Below are 16,709 nucleotides of genomic sequence, written 5' to 3'. Positions count from 1 at the left end.
TGGCCGTGTTCGGCCACAACCAGTCGCTAGGCGTATTGTCGTAGCAGGCTGCTTCACTCATGATTCACTGGCGTAAGTGGGAGTTGGGAACTGATCTGAAACAGGCCGGAGAATTTTATGCAGCAGGAGTTGAAGTGAGATTATCTAGCCAGTATTCAAATTTAGCTGGACTAAGCACGAGTGCATGGATTTGAAAATCAAATGGGCCGTAGAAGCTGCCATCCGCTTTCTTGCACGAAGGATCGCCAGGGCTGCCTTCGTATAGGACTCCGATTGGAATCAAACCTCCCCCTTTAATAAGGCAATAGACTAAAGAGCCACTGTGGCCGCTTAGAGAAGAACCATCCTCTGCGCTAGGAATGTGGGAAGCGAGCAAGAACTCATCTCGCTCAAATGACATCGATTTGGACTGAAGCTCAAGAATGACCGTCAACAGCTTTGCGCTGACAGTCAATCCGGAAGACGTTTTCTTTCGATTGGGAAATCCGAAATTTGCACATGTTCTAATCAATTCCCAATTTGGCTCTTTCCATTTATCCAAGTCGATAGGTTCCTTTTTTTTCTCATGCATGTGAAGGCGAATGAAGTCTGGATTTAGCGGTGCAATTGCAATATCCAATTCTCGGTCATGATGCAGAGGCCGCTTTACACAGTGAAATTCACCCGCCAAAAAATTTTCAGAACCAGCTCGAAAAGCAAACCCTTTTCCACGAGGACCCCAAACGGTTGGTATCAGCAATGGTCCATTTATAACCCCGCCCTCGCGTGCATTAGCCACATGGGCACAAGTTAGAGCGTAGTATTGCGTTTTGAACTTGACGTAGGTAACTGTAGCACTATCAGTATTTTCGCTGTGTACATCGCCCTTACGATTTCGCATCAAATAAATAGGCTCGCAATGGGTCGCACCGTTTTTCTCATAGGCCTTTAAGTCTCGAGAAATATCGTCGAATCGCTCCTCTTTCGTCATGGATACTTTCGGTGGAAATGTTTTCATTGTACAGCGTGAAAGTGGCGAGCTCGAACGACTGCAACGGGTCGCGGCCTGCCTCCGAGGTTTGCCAGAAGCAGTCGTCGGGATTTGACTTCAAGTACCACCGCTACTCAAATATGGGGAGACGTCGGTTGACTGCTGTCTGTGAATGACGCTTCCAATATGCGAAACATTCTTGGGTGATAGTTTGATGCACCATCTCGCTATGCGCGATAAAATGGGCTAGTCTAAAACCGAGCACCGATAACATTAAGCTCTCTCAAAATAATAGCAAGACGGATTTCTTGCCTCCCTACCGGCTTTGACTTCAGCCACGCGCCGACATTTTGAATTTTATTGGCTTGCCTTTGCAAGCCGGTTGGGTAAAGCGCTTGCGTCAGCATGCTTTCATTCATTGCATCAAAGGACCTCTGGCTGCGGTGAGCAATGTGATTTCTCAACGAAATTAGAAGGTTAATAACGGCCTTTTGTGGACCAAGAAGGTCTTTAAATACTGCGAAGTGAGGAGCTGTAAGCCAAGTTTTTGCCTTGCTCTCAAGCTCACTGTAATTAGGAAAAGTGATGTTGTTGCCGATGCTGTTCGCCAGCCCCATTACCTCTTTTTTCTTGAGATGGCTAGGCATTTCTAATTTGCCAAAATTATTAAAAACTCTTAGAGGTGTCCCACTTCCCTGCAGGTGTTGCCTAAACGACTGCTCCATATGAGTCAAAAACCGCGCTGAGTCTCGGTTTATGTAAGCGATAAACATATCGCTTACAAAGCCTTCCCATGCAACAGCTGTTGCTAGCAGGGAGTGCTCTGTGAGAGTTGACTCATCGGCGTCGCTTGTAAAAGCAATTAGCCCTTTCTGATGAAAAGCATCAATAGCCGCAAGCTGTGCAAGATAGTCGTCTCGTACATCGGTAGGCATAATTTTTCTGACCATCTTCGTCCCTCTCTTTGCTTATCAAATACTCATTGGGTCTCGGGGCATCTTATGCAATAGAAGTCTCAGCCTCCTCCCACGCCTTTGCGTTTTCCCACATGTCTGGCAAAGTTTACAAGCCCAGCTAGCCCGAGGTGACTGTCCGTTCAGGGTCGTTTACTGCCGATGGTCTGATCAAGCAGGCCGGTGATCTCATCGCGGAATGCGGGTCAAGGAAGACCAGCATCTGCAACCAGGGGAGTGTTTCCAGTATTCTGTGATGCATCGCGGATGCAGGCCTGTACTGACACCTGCTGTAGGCGTATCAATTTCTTCAGGCCCCCTCACGAAAAATTCAAAACATGCCCAGCATTTTTCAGGGAGCCGGCGTCCTGTTCGCCATCGTGGCCTTCTTCGGCGTCATCAACCTCAAATACCTCAAGCGGCTTGGCCTGCCTGACACCCTGGGCATCACGCTGACGGGGCTGATGGCCTGCATCATCGTCTCGCTGATGGGTCTGACCCACCCCGAGATGGCCGAGTACGCGAAAACGCTGGTCACACAGATCAATTTCAGCGAGGTGGTCTTCCATGGCTTGCTGAGTTTTCTGCTGTTCGCCAGCGCGTTGCATGTGGATTTCTCGCGCCTGCGCGAGCACAAGGCGGCCATCATCTCGCTGTCCACCTTCGGGGTGCTGATCTCCACGGCCGTGGTCGGCGCAGGTATGTACTACGTCACGGCGGCGCTGGGCCATCCGGTGCCGCTGCTGTGGTGCCTGGTATTTGGCGCGCTGATCTCGCCCACCGACCCCATCGCCGTGCTGGCCGTGCTCAAGAGCGCGGGCGCGCCGCAGTCGCTCGAATCCAAGATCGCCAGCGAGGCGCTGCTCAACGACGGCACGGCCATGGTCACCTTCCTCACCCTGGTGGGCCTGGCAAGCGGTGCATCCGATTTCTCGCTCTCCCACGTCGGCACGCTGCTGCTGCGCGAAGTCGCCGGCGCGCTGGTGTTCGGCCTCACAGCGGGCTATGCGGCCTGCTGGCTGCTCTCCGACATCGACAGCTATCCGGTGGAAATCCTCATCACGCTGGCACTGGCCACCGGCGGCTACAGCCTGGCCGAGGGCCTGCACGTCTCGGCCCCGCTGGCGGTAGTGGTCATGGGCCTGGTGGTCGGCAACCATGGCGCGACCAACCACATGTCGGAAAAGACCCGAGAGCACCTGTTCAGCTTCTGGGGGCTGCTGGACGAGTTGCTCAACCTGGTGCTGTTCGGGCTGATCGGGCTGGAGGTGATCGCGCTGTCGTTCGATCTGTCCATCCTCTGGGTGGGCCTGGCGGCCATCGCGGTGGTGCTGGTTGCGCGGGGCGTGAGCGTGGCCCTGCCCATGGCGGCGCTGCGGCGCTTTCGGCAGGTGAGCCCGCATGCCGTCAAGATCATGACCTGGGGCGGCCTGCGCGGCGGCATCTCCATTGCGCTGGCGCTGTCGCTGCCCGAGTTCGAGGGGCGCGACATGCTCATCGGCGTGACCTACCTCGTCGTGGTCTTCAGCCTGCTGGTGCAGGCCACAACGCTAGGGCAGTTGGTGCGGCGATGTGCGTTGCCGCGCGGCTGAAAAGGAATGAGGGGGAGGGCAGCGAAGCTCAAGACGATCAAGCCGCAATCACCACTTGTATGTTCCTCGTGGGCGCAACAGTCGCTTCGATTTTTCGAGGAGCAGCCGTCTTCCCTTTGCTTTCAGTACCGATTCTGTCGAATTGGGCTTCTTTGTTTTGCAGATGTCAACTAGGCACGGCGCATAGTCGCACTAGATCTAAATAAGGCAATGTAAATAGCCTTTAGGCCGTAGGCGTCCGGGAACCCATCTTGAACGACGTGGCTTGGCTGCCGAGAATGGTGTCCCCCAGCGGCCGCAGGACTTCTTCGGAACGTCGGGATTCTGGAGAGAATCGACCGTCTTCACATTCTGGGGTTTCGGCTCGAGCGCTCCAATTCGCAGTCGCTGTCACTTGGTACCGTGCTCGAGGACGTCCTGCACTCGATTGCCGTTGCGCCAAATGGCAATGAAATCGCGGGTTCTATTGATGGCTCGCGAGAAAAGCCACGGCGGGGTGTATTTTGCATGCGGCAGCGTCCAGATCGGCTTGTGCGCATGAAGGTGCTCGTTGCCCACGAAGATGTACTCCTCGCAGGAGGCAATGATCGATGCTTCGGTCACGCCGCTGGTGCTGCCGCCGGCATGCGGGCGCTGAGGATCGAATCGGTGTGTAACCCAGCACGCGACCACCACCTGCGGTCGATATTTCTTGACAGCTGCCGCGGCGTCCAGCTTCTCGACGTGCTCGCCGTAGGGCACAGTGGACTGGCGCAACGATTGATAGTACGCCTGCATCGCCGGTTCCTCTTGTTGCCGATTGTCCGTGGCGGGGATGTTGAGTGCCTTTGCCAGTACGCCTGGCCCGGCACCGATCTCGATGGCAGTTCTGCCGCCGATGCGCCCGCGAAGGAAGGCACAGAGCTCTTCGGTTGGAAAGCTGTACAGGCCACGCCGTACGCCGAAAGCCAAGCGCTCCTGTGGTGTCGTCTTCTCAAGCGCAGCGGCGGGCACCACGCGCAGCACGCCGTGGGCGTCAAGCAAGATGTCCGAGATGTCCCGCACAGCGGCCGGGTTGAGGATGTACATGTCCATGCGCGTGATTTTGAGGGATGCCCTGGCGAGCGATGAGTTGCTGGTAGACCTCGCGCTCCTCGATCCACGCCGCTTCAATGACACGAGCGATGGCAACCTGACTCGGTTGGGCCTGATTGGCCTAGAGGTGATCGATCTGTTGTCGTGCGACCTGTCCAGCCTTTGTATGGGCCTGGCCGCCAGCGTGGTGGTGCTGGTCGCGCGGGATGTAAGCGTGGCCCTGTGCAGGGTAGCTGCTGCTGGCACGGTGCTCGACAACCGTTGAGCTGCTGGCCCAATCCCGATAGCAGTCGCTGAGTCGCCAACGAAGATTGACCCACTCTTGCGTCAGCATGATCTGAGCCCCAGGGGCGGTAGGCCCTGCTGACGTAGTTGCACGCTGCACACTTCGAATCGTCAGGTATTGGGAGGGAGACCTCACCTTGCGACGGTGATTCGCCCCTTGACACTGCTCGATTCGCTGGGGGGCGCGTTATGACGCAGCACGCAGTTGCGAACGTGAAAGACCGACTGCTCCGCCCTTGAAAGAGACCCGCTCCTTGAGAGCATGAGTTACCGGCTTGGGCCGGCCATCATCAAGGAGCAAAGCGTGTCGAATGCAATCATCACTGTCCAGGGCGGCCCGGTTGCGTTGCCGACCCTGTTGGGTCAGGCACCTGCACGGATTCCCACCGGCGGCAAGATTCGCCCGGGCATCATGGTACTTACCAAGCGTGCCGCCGAGGTGCCGCAAGCCAAGGATATCTACCGGCAGGGCGTGGCCGAAGGACGCTCGTTCGAGCAAATCGAGCGGACCTTGAAGGAAGCGCTGCCGCAATTGAAGTCGCCACTGGTGCCGCGCAATCTGCCCTGGTTTACCGTTCGGGCGCAGGATTTTCCCAATCCCGAGGTAGCGCAGCAGATTCTCGATACCTACGGCGAAGACCGTGGCCAGGGCCATCGCCTGTACCGATTCCCCGTGGTGTTTCCTGCGGACCATTGGCAGAGCGTTATGCCTCATGAACTTGCAGCCTGGGGGGCTCACGAAAAGCGCTTCTGGTCGCAGTACTCGGCCGACGGCCAGACGCGCCAGTGCATGTGCCACGCTCCAATCCCTGTGGATCACACCGGGCGGCGTACGGTCCGCATCTTTGGCGGGCGCAAGACCATGCTGCGCGAGGACAACGGAGGTATCTGCAATCCGGAGTCCTGTGCCGAATACCAAGCTCGCCAGTGCAACTTGACGGGGCGATTTCTGTTCTTCATTCCAGGGATCCGCACCATCTGTGCGCTCGAGTTGCCCACGACGAGCTTTTACGCCATGAGCAATGCCATCCAGCGCTTTCAGGCTATCGGCCACATGCGAGGCGGGCGGATTTCCGGTTTTTTGGGCCGCTCGCGTGAGACGTTCTTTCTCACCAAGGTGCTGCGTGACGTGCCGCACATTGACGAGAACGGGCGAGCCGTGCGGGTGCCTCAGTGGATCATCGAACTGGAAGCTCCCATCGATGTGACCGCGCTTTTACGAGACGGAGACAACGAGGACACCGCCATCATGCAAGCTGCCTTGGCGGAGCGGGTATTGGAAGGTGAATCAATTGCAAGCGTTGAGAAGGGTGTCTCGGAACGCCAGCCGACAGAGACTGTGGAAACCGAGATGGCTATGGCCCCAGGGCACCCCACCATGGTGCAACTGCTGCGGCGGGCGCAGGCCATGGGAGTTGATGTCGAACGGTATCAGAAGTATGCAGACCAGCGGTGGGGGCGTGGCTGGAAGATCAATCCCCATGGGCGCGGGCGGGCGTGGGACGAAATGGAGCGCTATGCGAACCACCCTGAAGGCTATGCCGACAAGATCGACTGTGCGCTAGGCTTGCTGGCAGGGAGGGGTTGAGCCATGCGCATCGCACACTTTTCCGATTTGCACTATGGCGCGGCCACGCTGGAGGAGGCGGATCGATGTTTTGGCGCCGCCATCGACCGGGCGATTGCCGAGCAGGTCGAGGCCGCAGTCCTCTCCGGTGATGCCACGGACCATGGTCTGGATCTTCACGAACCCGCTACTGTGCGGCTGCTGGCTCAGGTGCGCCGGCTGGCCGAGCATTGTCCGGTGCTGGTACTGCAAGGTACCTTCTCGCATGAGCCACCGGGCACGCTCTCGGCGTTACGCCTGCTGGGCGCCCGTCATTCGGTGCATGTATCGGATCGAATCGAGCAGGTTGTGCTGATGTCAGATGGCCGTTGGCTCGCATCGAGTGGTTGGCGTTTTCAGGCCTTGCCTGCAGGTGCCGTGGGGCTTGTCTCTTGTGTGCCGACGGTCAACAAGGCAGTGGTTGCGGCAGCCGTGGGGGCGGCTGAAGCTGCCCAAGCTATCGGGGAGAATCTTGCGCTTCTACTGGCGGGCTTTGCTCCCCTGAATCGCCTGGCCAGGGCGCAGGGCATTCCGACCATTGGTGTGTCACACGGAACTGTGTATGGGAGCCTATCAGAGCATGACGTGCCCATGGCGGGGTTCGACCACGAGTTCACTACCGGAGCGCTGTTCAGCGCCGAGGCTCAGGCTGTGATGCTGGGGCACATCCATCGGCATCAATCCTGGGAGCAGATTGGCGTGGCAGGTCGGCAGTGCATTGCTTATGCGGGCTCAATCGGGCGATTTCACTTTGGGGAGGAGGGTGAGAAAGGATTTCTGCTCTGGGAGGTTGAGTCCGATGCGGCGATATGCCGTTTGCTCCCCACTCCAGCGCGGCGCACTATCGATATCGTGTTCGAGGGGCGTCCTGACCTGGATGCATTGAGGAAGGCGGTAGCCGATCAGGATCTGGAGGGAGCGCACGTGCGCGTTCGCTGGACGGTGGCAGACGAAGACCGCCATACAGTGGATCGTGCAGCTATCGCGCGGCTGCTTGCCACAGCGGCGCAGACCAAGCTAGAAGGACGAATCGTGCCCGTATTTCGGGTGCGCGCGGCAGGCATCAGCCAATTGCCTACCTTGGCCGAAAAGGTAGGCCGCTGGGCGGAACTGACGGGAGTTGCGCCAGCCTGTGTATTGGAGTGCCTTGGAACCCTGGACGAGCTCGCACCTACGGGGATTGCCGCTCGTTTGCTGTCTGTGTCCGCTCCCGATTGACGAGGCAGCGGATCAAGGGCTCGTTCGAAATGCGCACGGCGAAGTGCGGGATGTTGTGGATGCAGTGGCACTGTAGAGTGCTAACTCCGTAGGGGACATGGGCTTATCTAGGCAGCGTTCCGCGGAGCTTCCCAGAGGTGCTGAAATGCAATGGCTGATTCGGAAAGCACGGCGTACTGAATTCCCCGGTCGCACAAGCCACTGAACTCCATGGCGTCGACGTGTCCGTAGAGCATCCAGATCCCTTCCGCCGCCAGGAATTCATTGCGTCGGCGTAGACCTAGAGTGGGGACTGCGGTGTCGATGATTGCTCTTGCGTTGTTGGTGTTGATGGGGAAGGGAAGGTTGGCGGCCTTGAAAAGCTTGGTGACGGCAAGCCGTGCATCGACGGAGAGGTCCTTCCAAGAGGCATTCATTGGAATGGTGAGCTGGCTATTGCCTGCTAGTTGTACAGCATAGATGGCGCCTGTTTCTTTGACATAGCAATTTGCAACATCAGGATCTTCCGTCAGATATATCGCCGGGCCGAAAGGTGCTCTCTCGTCGCCATAGGTCGCACTGAGTTGGGCAATCGCCTTGTTTGGCGATCCATGAAGCAAACTGGAGGGAAAGGCGCGCATAGTTGAAAAATCAAGTTTGACTTACGGTTGCGTGCAAGGGGCCAGCCGTCCCATCTTGAACCGGCGAGCTGACTGGCCAACGATCGTGTCCACGATCAACTGATGCTGGACACGATGACTACGGACAAGAAGCGGATTCGCCGCAACCACACCCCGGCGCTGAAGGCGCAGATCCTGGCGGAGTGCGCGGCCCCTGGCGCCTCGGTGGCACAGGTGGCGATGGCCCACGGCATCAACGCCAACATCGTGCACGGCTGGCGCAAGCAGGCCCGCGAGCAAGGCGCCACACCAATCGTAGCACCGGCCTTCATGCCGCTGGCGATCGAAGCGGCGCCGGGCGCCGACGAGCGCATCCACGTCGAGCTTCGGCGCGGCACGCTGACGATGACGATTGCCTGGCCGCCCTCGGCCGCCGCCGAGATGACGCGCTGGATGCGCGAGCTGCTGCGGTGATCCGCATCGACGCGATGTAACTGGCCGCTGAGCCCACCGACATGCGCGCCGGCGCTGATCGGCTGCTGGCGCGCGTGGTGCAAGTCTTCGGCAGTGCGCAGGCCCACCACGGCTACCTGTTTGCCAACGCGCGCGGCACGCGCATGAAGCTGGTGGTGCACGACGGCTTCGGCGTGTGGTGCGCGACGAGGCGGCTGAACCAGGGCCGCTTCCTCCGGCCCCGTGATGGCCGCGTGTTGCCGTCGCTCACGCGCGTGCAATTCGATGCGCTGGTGCTGGGCCTACCCCGCGGCGGTGTGGACGTCCCCCTTGAAACCAACAACTGCGGTGGGATGCTGAAGGCTCTGTTCTGGAGCCTTGTGCCATGTATCCTCTTTCTTTAACTCTCAAAGGCTTTCGGGGCATCCGCGATGGTCTTGGTCTCGACGTATTGACTCTAGACCTGGAGCGCCTGGCCGGGGATGCTGCGCTGGTGGCGCTGGCAGGTTCCAACGGCCGAGGCAAGACTACGCTAATAGAAAATCTGCAGCCCTTCCTGACGCTTCCTTCCAGGGCTGCTTTGGCGGGCCCAGGCGGGTTCTCCTACTACGATCATGTGGTGCTGCCTGAGAGCGAAAAGGACTTGATATGGCAGCACGATGGTCGGCGTTTTCGCTCACAAATCGTGATTCGCTCCAACGGCAGGCGCTCGACTGAGGCGTTTTTGTTCGAGACCGACGCCGAGGGGCGGTGGCATCCGTTCTGCTTGCCTGATGGCACGGTTTCCGATGGCAAGACTGGAACCTATAACCGCTGTGTCGAGCATCTGTTGGGCGGCCAGGAAACTTTCTGCACTTCAGTATTCAGCGCCCAGGGAAAACGGCAGCTCAGCAGCTACCAGAATGGCGAAATCAAGACCTTGCTGGCCGACCTACTGGGCCAGGAAGAGTGCCGCAATCAGGGAAAGAAGGCCTCTCAAGTGGTCGATCTGCTCAAGGCTGGGCTGGTCACGCTGCGGCAGCAGCAGGCGGGGCTGGAAGATGCGGTTGATCGCCTCCATGTGGAGAGCCGGCAACTGGGCGACGTCCATGCCCGAGTGGAGGTTTGCGCAGGTGCACGCGATGCGGCACAGAGTGTCCAGCACATCGCTCGAGCCCGGCTGGCTGAACAGCAAACAGCAGCTGCACAGGCGGGGAACGTGGAAGGCCGACGCACCCGGTTATATGACGATCGCAAGGAACTCATTCAGGCGGGTAAGCGTGCTATCGAAAGCATTGTCAGCCAGCAGCAGAGCCTGCGAGCCCAGCTAGCGCGCCTTGACCAGCGCGTGGCCACGCGCCGGGCACATCAACAAGCGCGACTTCAGATGGTGATGCGAGAGCGCCATCAATGTGAGGCTGTGCTGCTGCGGGAGGCCTGCATTTCGCGTGCCGAGCGCCGGTTGGCGTTGGCAGAATCGGTTGTTGTGGGACGTTCCCAACTGGTGTGCCACGCTCGCGGGCAGATACAGGAATTGCAGCGATGCGGCGCCGGCGTGGAATCGGCGAAGCAACGCCTGCAGGTTATCGAACGGGAGGCTGGCCAGGCCGCGCTGAGGGCCGATGACCTTGCTCGTCGTTTCGGGTTGACGGTAGAGGTCCCTTGTGTCGGAACCGAGTTGCAAGGGCACTGCAAGCTCCTGGGTGATGCACGGGAAGCGCATGCTTTGATGCCAAGCGCTCAGGGCACCATCCGGCGGCTATCCAGCGAAAAACAGGCGGTACAACAGCAACTGAGGGCCTTACAAACGCAGCACGGCATGCTGGCTGGCGCAGCGCAGCAGTTGGAAAGGGCAGAGCGGCGCGAAGCTGCCTCGCGCCGGCGGGCTGCAAGCTATGGCAGGCTAGCGGAAAGGCGAGATGAGGCTCAGCAAGCCAAGAATCGCATGCGCGACCTTGAGCCTGAATTGGCGGGTCTGATGGCCGATGCGGCGCAATTTGGCGACGGCGACACACCGGAAGAAGAACTGGAGCGGAGCGAGACTTTGGAAGCGCTTGAGTCGCTCGCTGCGCAGCGGGAGCAGCAGGCCAGGCACTATCGCCAGATGCTCGACCGCCTGGATAGCGACTTGGCGGAGTTGCAACCGGTTTGGGATGGTCGGGCCTTGGACGCTGCGCAGCAGGGGGCAACTGCTGCTCAGAAGGCGGTAGCGGAGGCTGACCATGAGCACATTCAGGCCCTGCGGGATGTTGAACTCCAGGCTGCTCTGGCGAGGCAAATCCAAGAGCGGAGCGACGAGCATAGACTGCTATCCGCTCATGTGGCGAAGGTGGAGGCGCAAATTGGCAACTGGGGGCTGCTGGTTAAATGCCTGGGCAACGATGGATTGATTGCCTTGGAAATTGACGATGCCGGGCCGACATTGGCGGGGCTAGCCAACGATCTGCTGCTGGCCTGCTATGGCCCCCGCTTCACCGTATCGATCCTGACCCAGGTCGAGAACCGAAAGGGTGAGCAGCGCGAAGGCTTCGTCATTGAGGTGCACGACGGCGAGACAGGGCAAAGCAAGCGGGTGGAACAGATGAGCGGAGGAGAGCGGGTGTGGATCAACGAATCCTTGGTCCGGGCTGTGGCCTTGTATCTGGCGCACTCCAGCGAGCGTCGCTATGAGTCTCTGTTTTCGGACGAGACCGACGGGGCCCTGGACCCGGATCGCAAGCGCATGTTTATGGCTATGAAGCGGGAGGTACTCAGGCTGGGTGGATATAAACGGGAGTTTTTTGTTTCACAGACGCCGGAGCTAACGGCGATGGCTGATGTGGTTATCGATTTGGATGCTTTTCAGAGACAGGACGTGCCGATGGAAGTTGAAGAAGGTAACAGCGAACCTCAATCACTTTGCTGCGCCGCTGATCATGCCCATGCGTGAGACATTCATGGCCGAGGATCTGGATAGGAGAAAGAGCAAGGCAACGTTGTTGCTCACGGATCTCGTTTGCACGAAGCGGGGGTGAGGACTGCTTGCATAGACTCTTATGCAAGCAGCCTTCAATAATGGTTTTCGTGCCACTTGCAGTGCATCGGCGGCTTATATCAACCCATTCTCGGCGAAGGAATAGTGGTTCTCGCCTCCCACAATAATGTGGTCAAGCACTCGAACGTCAATGAGCGATAAGGCGTTCTTTAGATCTGCTGTCAGCCTTTTGTCTGCTGAGCTGGGCTCTACGCCGCCGCTGGGGTGGTTGTGTGCCAGCGCCAAGGCTGCTGCCTTGTGCCTGAGTGCCTGTTTCAAGACCTCTCGGGGATAAACGCTGGTTTGAGTGAGCGTTCCTCGAAAGAGCTGCTCTGCAGTGATCAGGCGATGTTGCGCGTCCAGGTACAGAACCAAGAAGACCTCGTAGTCCAATCCTCCACAGTGCATGTGGAGCCACTCTGCAAGTTTCTTGGGCGAGTTCAAGACGAGTGTGCCCTGCAATGCAGCCAGCATGTCACGACGCATCAGCTCTCTTGCGACGAGCAGCCGTCGGGAAACCGATGCCGCTATTTCCGGTGGAAGAGGTTGCGCCGCGCCGATGTCGCAAACTCGGAATAACTCAAAGGGCTCGACGGCTGGGGCGAGTAGCTCGGACAGCAACTGTGAGCGGCTGAGCTGGAGCGGATCGCCATCCACCCTGACCTCTGGGTGACGCGGCGTTGAAAAAGTGGCAACGGAGGCCGATTTGCAGCGAGTCATCATGCGGGCCATACTGTCGATGAATCGCCGTATTGACTCCGCAACCAGGAACGGCCAAAGGCCGATGACGTCAAAACTCATGGTGTTCTCCAGCACGCGGAACACCGACCCCTGCGTGGGACCAATGTCCCGAAGGGAAAGGCCTGCCGCACCAGCAGCAGGATCAGAAAAGGCAGGTAACGACTGCAGCGCCGGACTTGGCCGGAAAGGCTCCGCGATGGAGCTGAAAGCGCATCCATTTTCGTCGGCGGGCACATGCGCGCGACGCGCCTGTCGGTCAAGCCATCCGCATGGATTGACACGGCTAGACAGTTGCGGATGGTATTGCGATCTTGCCCCTCGCCATAGCCGGTTCTCCTGTTTGCTAAACCTTTCGCGGTATCGACTGAATGTCGTTTGGATATCAGTTGCGTCCTGCGTCGCATCCGCTACCAGAGGGGATATCCCCAGTGTGCGTTGCGTCCATGAGACGCATCTCACGCGTGGTTCGATGGCAAGCAATCTGTGAGAGCCTTGTCGTAGTGCGAATTCCAGGTGCTGCGCCGGGCTGCAGATGGAATGGTGGGGCGGGATACCCGCGAAATCCTAAATATTTTGCTCTCGACGATGAGATATTGCCTGGAGCATGTGATGGAAAACCTGGGCGAGAGCAGGCTTCCTGAGGTTGCTGTCCGTGCGGTCGTCCTTGTTTTGCGGTACGGTCTGACCCAATAGCGTAGATGTGCCCACGGATGAATGTCCGCCTCAGGCGCCTAGGTTTCGTATGCGAAACACGGCAGGGTCGACAACCCGATATATCTGGGCATCGATGAGCACGGTGCGGTGTGCCGCGAATACCTCGTCAAGCTGCTTCGATAAGATTTGCACGCCTCCAGTATCGTGTTCTGGCACAGGCAGATAACCCGCCGGATGAAGGCTGGGCTTGCCATCACTATCACTCGGGATATACGTGGGTGAAGCCAGGAAGCTGAAATACAGTCCGCCTCGCTCTTCGATCTTGGGCCGTAGCTTGTCCAGTATCCCAATGTTCAGGTACAGGGACCGGTAGCTTTGATCGTCAGCATAGGCGTGTACCGATTCGATGAATTTCTGGTATAGCCGCTCTTCGAACCCTTGGTCCGAACCAGCGCTGCGGTACAACTCAACGAAGTAATCCGTCACGTCATGCCCCAACTGATCACGTAGCCGGACGACAGTGTTTTGAAAGCGGTCGCTCTCACCGCCACCTTGGGTCTTCTTGGCCAGGGATGAGATCCATTTGTCCCATCCGTCATCGACCACCTTCAATGCGCTGACCATGAGCTCGGCCGTCAGGTCATTATTCGGCCCTTTTTCCTTGAGTGCGATCGTGCTGTGGTTTTGACCAGTCACTACGCCGAACGCAATGGATCCCAATGACGACTGCACGTCAAAGCGTATGGGCTCGTGTTTCTCGTTCAGCTCTAGCGTGATCTTGGCCGCATTGAGGTTGGCGGTACTGATGCGTACAGTGCCGTCAGAGCCAGCTTCATTGGCGATTGATGCGATGCCTTTGTAACCGGCATCACCGACGAGGACGGTGCACAGGATGCCGCCCGCGCCATACCATGGCGTCTCGATGTCGAACAGATCGCGGTGCGCCAGTTCATAGGTATAGGGTGAGCCCAATTCCAGCGCCTTCAGAATTTGCTCTCCGGTCTGGAACCCCGGCTCCCCCCAGCCTTTGATAGCCCGTCCAATAAAGCTGTGTCCCTTGTGTGCGAGCGGTGAGCCGAAATTCGCTGGTGCCAGCATCAGCAGGCGGTGAATGGGGATGGACTTGGGTGTGTAGTAGCGGGTCATCCACTCCCGGACAACGAGCGAGCCTGTGCTGTGTACGACCACGTCCACGCTGCGCGGAGAGGAAGGCAGACCGTAGTGCTGCCAGGCCATGCTAAGTGCTGCTGCTACGTCCAGAAGCGTTACTTCGTCGTTCATGGAGATCCAGTCTCCAAGCCGGATCTCTGTTGGGGCTGCGCCTAATTTCTGTGCCAGTTGCCTTGCTAGAGGATCGAACGATTGCGATTGATCGCTCCAGCCATGAATGATGACCAGCGGGTTCATAGGTTCCTCCACACAACACATGGTTGTAATGAATCGTATTTTTTGTACGGCAAAGCTCCATCCAGGTATTCCCTAGCAGCAATGCACGCCGATGCGCATTTCGCCACATGCCCGTATATGGAGGTGGGAGCCGGCCGCGCACAAACATGGCCCCGACCATCCGTCAGGATGGTTCGGGGCCCTAAGGATGGGTTCTAGGAACTCTGCATGCCAAGAGGCGTCACCTGGATGACGACGCTCTCCAGGACCTCGGCCCGCTTGAAGGAGAGCGTCCGATCTTCGGATTCGTCTTCCTCCAGGAGAAGCAGTGCCAAATCGCAGGAGTCGTCGTTCAGCATGTCGGTGAGCATCTCGGCGGCGAGCGCCTGGTCCACATAGCCGTCCTGCAGGATTTCCTCGGGCAACTTCATGCCGGGGGCGATATCCAAGGCTTGAACTCGGCAGGAGCCACTGCGATAGCACCCACCCGAGTCGTCGTACTCCCAACTGGAAGAAATACGGAGGGTCAGTGCTTCCACCCAGGGGTGATGAATAAACAGCACGGCCAAGGTGGCATTGCACCAGCTTCGATTCAGCACCTCGATCTGGGCCTTGACGGCTCGATGCTGCACAAGCAGCGCCTGGCCGGCTTCATTGGGCCGGATACGGCCATTTTCATCGACCTGATACGCGGGCGGAGCAGCGTGTTGGAGTGCGCTCATGCCAGTCTCCTTTCGTGGCGAAGGTGGTTTCCTTCCGAGAACAGCACGACGTCGGGATGCGCGTGTGCCAGAAGGGGATGCCACCAGGGCGGCTCCGCGCACAGGTCATGTCGGTCACCTAGGCCGTCGTTGGCGCTCACATGGATTTCCAGGCAGCGTTCGCAGGACAGCATTTCGGCTACCAGCGTATCTTCGGTCCGTCCGCTCTGGGTGGCAACAATGTGCAGATGCGAAAGATCAAGCGCGTAGGGGGCACCTGACTCGAAGAGCAACCGGTACTCCTCCCAGTTGGCGATGAGCCAGGTCTGACCGCGTGTGGGGTAGTGCCCCTCGACGCCGACGGGGCAGCCAAACAGCTCCGCGCAACGTCGTACGTTGTCCAGCACCTGTGTCAATGTGGCCTGATCTCGTCGCCCCGCATGTGCCGTGTAGGCGGGAGCGCTTAGGCGTCGGCTGAGACGGGCGGCCTGCTCGAACCACGCGGAGTGCGTGTCGAAACTCGACAGATCAGCCATCACATGCCGAGGCAGGACGTGCACATTGGCGTGCAAGCGAAAGCGTGTACCCGGATGGGCTGTGCGTAAGGCATCTACGAGCCGATCATCCAGCTGTCCCCGGCTTTGGGGTACGAGCTGGACGTGTTCGCTGGATAGGAGGCCAAAGCACGGCTCCGTTGGCGGTGCTGTAAGGTACCCTGCGGCATCCTCATGCCTCAGGCCGGGCCAGCCGGCGAGGGAGACATGCGCTTTCATAGAACGGTTTCCGAATAGTCGGAATCGGTGAAGTACGCGTGGTGCTCGATGCGCACGGCGTCCGACACTACGTCGAATATGACCTCGCCGTAGCCGCCGTCACCATCCTCCCAGGAGCCATAGTGCTGATTCAATACTTGGCTCGCATAGTCGGAAAGTGCTGCGCCGAGTGGCCGCTCAAGCAATTCGACGCGGGATTGCCACTGCCCGTTGTCGAAGATATTCTGCTGCTCGAACAGGCGGACCTCGCCCTGGAGGTCGATAGCTGTTCCTGTGCACCTTTCGGCTGTCGCCTGCTCTTCGAATCCTTCATCTCCACCACCGTGGTAGGCGATGGAGGCTCGAACTGCGCCAATGCGGCGTAATGCTTCGAGCAGGATGGGCTTGTTTCGCTCCAGGCATTCGGCCGCATTCTGAGGTCGGTCCGCGTCCGGAGGAGTTGAAATGGAAATCATCGCTTTCTTCTTTGAGTGAAGAAACGAGGGGCACAGCGAGCCAGAGAGGCCGCGTGCCCCTCTGGGTTGCTATGTGCCAGCTGAGGCAGGCGGGGAAGACAGGGCTCAAGCCCTCTGTCGGGCGCCTTCAAGAGGGCGGCTGGAGGGCTCCTGTGAAGCCGTCCAATGCATGCCGATCGCCCGCAGCCACCCGCGTCGGGTTTCCGAGGATGCGTGGAAAGAGATCGGCCGACAAGGCTGGCGAGGGTGCGGTGGCT

General features: G+C 58.7%; 16 protein-coding genes. 7 read left to right on the top strand and 9 right to left on the bottom strand.

All coding sequences use genetic code 11. The features are described from left to right. Window positions 1–115: 115 nt before the first annotated feature. Both AC07OD_RS14070 and AC07OD_RS14065 read right to left on the bottom strand, forming a co-directional pair. Window positions 116–970 carry a hypothetical protein gene (locus AC07OD_RS14070; RefSeq protein ID WP_494597235.1) on the bottom strand — a complete coding sequence of 285 codons (855 nt, stop codon included), beginning with the start codon at window positions 968–970 and terminating at the stop codon, window positions 116–118. A 251-nt stretch (window positions 971–1,221) separates the two neighbouring features. Further along, window positions 1,222–1,920, bottom strand: coding sequence for a HEPN domain-containing protein (locus AC07OD_RS14065; protein ID WP_494597234.1), 699 nt, complete (start codon window positions 1,918–1,920; stop codon window positions 1,222–1,224). Between the two features lie 341 nt (window positions 1,921–2,261). Here AC07OD_RS14065 and AC07OD_RS14060 point away from each other — a divergent pair, with 341 nt between their 5' ends. Then, complete coding sequence (locus tag AC07OD_RS14060; RefSeq protein ID WP_494597233.1) at window positions 2,262–3,515, top strand: cation:proton antiporter; 1,254 nt, start codon at window positions 2,262–2,264, stop codon at window positions 3,513–3,515. Between the two features lie 390 nt (window positions 3,516–3,905). Here the strand turns inward: AC07OD_RS14060 and AC07OD_RS14055 are convergent, their stop codons facing one another. Beyond that, complete coding sequence (locus tag AC07OD_RS14055; RefSeq protein ID WP_494597232.1) at window positions 3,906–4,589, bottom strand: hypothetical protein; 684 nt, start codon at window positions 4,587–4,589, stop codon at window positions 3,906–3,908. Between AC07OD_RS14055 and AC07OD_RS14050 the strand changes: the two genes are divergently transcribed. The 3 genes from AC07OD_RS14050 to AC07OD_RS14040 all read left to right on the top strand — a co-directional run bounded on the left by AC07OD_RS14050 (window position 4,582) and on the right by AC07OD_RS14040 (window position 7,698). Beyond that, complete coding sequence (locus tag AC07OD_RS14050) at window positions 4,582–4,854, top strand: hypothetical protein (RefSeq protein WP_494597231.1); 273 nt, start codon at window positions 4,582–4,584, stop codon at window positions 4,852–4,854. The genes AC07OD_RS14055 and AC07OD_RS14050 overlap by 8 nt on opposite strands. A gap of 282 nt (window positions 4,855–5,136) precedes the next feature. After that, window positions 5,137–6,462, top strand: a complete 1,326-nt coding sequence (locus tag AC07OD_RS14045) for a recombination directionality factor (protein ID WP_494597230.1) — start codon at window positions 5,137–5,139, stop codon at window positions 6,460–6,462. A gap of 3 nt (window positions 6,463–6,465) precedes the next feature. Beyond that, a complete protein-coding gene (locus AC07OD_RS14040) occupies window positions 6,466–7,698 on the top strand; it encodes a metallophosphoesterase family protein (RefSeq protein WP_494597229.1) in 1,233 nt (410 codons plus the stop codon). Between the two features lie 107 nt (window positions 7,699–7,805). Here the strand turns inward: AC07OD_RS14040 and AC07OD_RS14035 are convergent, their stop codons facing one another. Continuing rightward, window positions 7,806–8,318: a hypothetical protein gene (locus AC07OD_RS14035; protein WP_494597228.1), complete on the bottom strand. Its 513-nt coding sequence runs from the start codon at window positions 8,316–8,318 to the stop codon at window positions 7,806–7,808. A gap of 114 nt (window positions 8,319–8,432) precedes the next feature. Between AC07OD_RS14035 and tnpA the strand changes: the two genes are divergently transcribed. The 3 genes from tnpA to AC07OD_RS14020 are packed head-to-tail and all read left to right on the top strand — an operon-like array spanning window position 8,433 to window position 11,658. Continuing rightward, window positions 8,433–8,771 (top strand): IS66-like element accessory protein TnpA, encoded by a 339-nt coding sequence (gene tnpA / locus AC07OD_RS14030; RefSeq protein WP_494597227.1) that lies wholly within the window; start codon window positions 8,433–8,435, stop codon window positions 8,769–8,771. 20 nt (window positions 8,772–8,791) lie between these two features. After that, window positions 8,792–9,154, top strand: a complete 363-nt coding sequence (gene tnpB, locus AC07OD_RS14025) for an IS66 family insertion sequence element accessory protein TnpB (RefSeq protein ID WP_494597370.1) — start codon at window positions 8,792–8,794, stop codon at window positions 9,152–9,154. Next, window positions 9,136–11,658, top strand: coding sequence for a DNA repair protein (locus tag AC07OD_RS14020; protein ID WP_494597226.1), 2,523 nt, complete (start codon window positions 9,136–9,138; stop codon window positions 11,656–11,658). Before tnpB ends, AC07OD_RS14020 begins: the two co-directional genes overlap by 19 nt. Window positions 11,659–11,817: 159 nt before the next feature. Here the strand turns inward: AC07OD_RS14020 and AC07OD_RS14015 are convergent, their stop codons facing one another. The 5 genes from AC07OD_RS14015 to AC07OD_RS13995 form a co-directional block, all read right to left on the bottom strand. Further along, entirely contained in the window at window positions 11,818–12,543 is a 726-nt protein-coding gene (locus tag AC07OD_RS14015; RefSeq protein WP_494597225.1) for a JAB domain-containing protein, read from the bottom strand. A gap of 663 nt (window positions 12,544–13,206) precedes the next feature. Beyond that, on the bottom strand, window positions 13,207–14,544 hold the full coding sequence (locus AC07OD_RS14010; protein ID WP_494597224.1) for an esterase/lipase family protein: 1,338 nt from the start codon (window positions 14,542–14,544) through the stop codon (window positions 13,207–13,209). 194 nt (window positions 14,545–14,738) lie between these two features. Then, window positions 14,739–15,245, bottom strand: coding sequence for a hypothetical protein (locus AC07OD_RS14005; protein ID WP_494597223.1), 507 nt, complete (start codon window positions 15,243–15,245; stop codon window positions 14,739–14,741). After that, entirely contained in the window at window positions 15,242–15,760 is a 519-nt protein-coding gene (locus tag AC07OD_RS14000; RefSeq protein WP_494597222.1) for a hypothetical protein, read from the bottom strand. The genes AC07OD_RS14005 and AC07OD_RS14000 overlap by 4 nt, the downstream gene beginning before the upstream one ends. Window positions 15,761–15,993: 233 nt before the next feature. Further along, window positions 15,994–16,452 carry a DUF6878 family protein gene (locus AC07OD_RS13995; protein WP_494597221.1) on the bottom strand — a complete coding sequence of 153 codons (459 nt, stop codon included), beginning with the start codon at window positions 16,450–16,452 and terminating at the stop codon, window positions 15,994–15,996. Between the last annotated feature and the right edge of the window lie 257 nt (window positions 16,453–16,709).

This window comes from Acidovorax sp. GW821-FHT10E03 (genome assembly GCF_059415205.1).
The sequence above is the reverse complement of the archived record's forward strand: the minus strand, read 5'-3'. Positions and strand labels throughout refer to the sequence as shown.

Coding starts and splice junctions, on each gene's coding strand:
- AC07OD_RS14015 (WP_494597225.1), bottom strand. CDS start 12,543: ATGAGTTTTGACGTCATCGGCCTTTGGCCGTTCCTGGTTGCGGAGTCA.
- AC07OD_RS14000 (WP_494597222.1), bottom strand. CDS start 15,760: ATGGCTGATCTGTCGAGTTTCGACACGCACTCCGCGTGGTTCGAGCAG.
- tnpA (WP_494597227.1), top strand. CDS start 8,433: ATGACTACGGACAAGAAGCGGATTCGCCGCAACCACACCCCGGCGCTG.
- AC07OD_RS14040 (WP_494597229.1), top strand. CDS start 6,466: ATGCGCATCGCACACTTTTCCGATTTGCACTATGGCGCGGCCACGCTG.
- AC07OD_RS14045 (WP_494597230.1), top strand. CDS start 5,137: ATGAGTTACCGGCTTGGGCCGGCCATCATCAAGGAGCAAAGCGTGTCG.
- AC07OD_RS14055 (WP_494597232.1), bottom strand. CDS start 4,589: ATGGACATGTACATCCTCAACCCGGCCGCTGTGCGGGACATCTCGGAC.
- AC07OD_RS14010 (WP_494597224.1), bottom strand. CDS start 14,544: ATGAACCCGCTGGTCATCATTCATGGCTGGAGCGATCAATCGCAATCG.
- AC07OD_RS13995 (WP_494597221.1), bottom strand. CDS start 16,452: ATGATTTCCATTTCAACTCCTCCGGACGCGGACCGACCTCAGAATGCG.
- AC07OD_RS14050 (WP_494597231.1), top strand. CDS start 4,582: ATGTCCATGCGCGTGATTTTGAGGGATGCCCTGGCGAGCGATGAGTTG.
- AC07OD_RS14020 (WP_494597226.1), top strand. CDS start 9,136: ATGTATCCTCTTTCTTTAACTCTCAAAGGCTTTCGGGGCATCCGCGAT.
- AC07OD_RS14035 (WP_494597228.1), bottom strand. CDS start 8,318: ATGCGCGCCTTTCCCTCCAGTTTGCTTCATGGATCGCCAAACAAGGCG.
- AC07OD_RS14060 (WP_494597233.1), top strand. CDS start 2,262: ATGCCCAGCATTTTTCAGGGAGCCGGCGTCCTGTTCGCCATCGTGGCC.
- AC07OD_RS14065 (WP_494597234.1), bottom strand. CDS start 1,920: ATGGTCAGAAAAATTATGCCTACCGATGTACGAGACGACTATCTTGCA.
- AC07OD_RS14070 (WP_494597235.1), bottom strand. CDS start 970: ATGACGAAAGAGGAGCGATTCGACGATATTTCTCGAGACTTAAAGGCC.
- AC07OD_RS14005 (WP_494597223.1), bottom strand. CDS start 15,245: ATGAGCGCACTCCAACACGCTGCTCCGCCCGCGTATCAGGTCGATGAA.